Origin of the sequence: Streptococcus infantis (assembly GCF_047460875.1) — a bacterium.
Taxonomy (GTDB): Bacteria; Bacillota; Bacilli; order Lactobacillales; family Streptococcaceae; genus Streptococcus; species Streptococcus infantis_AA.
Genome location: NZ_JASHFI010000031.1, coordinates 1 through 881, shown reverse-complemented (window position 1 = coordinate 881; position 881 = coordinate 1). Strand labels below are relative to the sequence as shown.

Below are 881 nucleotides of genomic sequence, written 5' to 3'. Positions count from 1 at the left end.
CTACGACGACCGTTTACACCTTCAGTCACGATACGAGATTGTCCTTTAGGTAATTGATTAGTTTCGCGAGTGATGGTTGTGAATGGAATTTCTTCATTTTGGATGTCAACTCTCGGTTTGTTTTCAGCGATAGTAGCTTGTCCTTTTTCATCACCAAGGTGAGTAACAGGGTTCCCCACCTCTACCACTTGGGTGATAGTTTCTAGGCTTACTTCACTGCTTACTAGAGTCTTAACTTCAGATCCATCCGTCGCCGTAGTCACAGAATAGAAATGTGTACGACGACCGTTCACACCTTCAGTCACGATACGAGATTGTCCTTTAGGCAGTTGGTCTGTTTCGCGAGTAATAGTTGTAAATGGAATGTCTTCAGTTTGGACATCTAGTTTAGGAAGTTCCTCAGTTGTAGCTGCTTGCCTCTTTTCATCGCCAAGGTGAGTGACAGGGTTCCCCACCTCTACCACTTGGGTGATAGGTTCTAGGCTTACTTCACTGCTAACTAGAGTCTTAACTTCAGTTCCATCCGTAGCTGTAGTTACAGAGTAGAAGTAGTTGCGACGACCGTTTACACCTTCAGTCACGATACGAGATTGCCCCTTAGGCAACTGATCGGTTTCACGAGTAATAGTTGTAAATGGAATGTCTTCAGTTTGGACATCTAGTTTAGGAAGTTCCTCAGTTGTAGCTGCTTGCCCTTTTTCATCACCAAGGTGAGTGACAGGGTTCCCCACCTCTACCACTTGGGTGATAGGTTCTAGGCTTACTTCACTGCTAACTAGAGTCTTAACTTCAGATCCATCCGCAGCAGTAGTCACAGAGTAGAAATGGCTGCGACGACCGTTCACACCTTCAGTCACGATACGAGATTGTCCCTTAGGCAA

General features: G+C 45.4%; 1 protein-coding gene. It reads right to left on the bottom strand.

The window, feature by feature from the left end; all coding sequences use genetic code 11:
* Nucleotides 1-881 (bottom strand): G5 domain-containing protein (locus tag QM887_RS09910; protein WP_414271440.1); only part of this gene is annotated, 881 nt, incomplete at both ends.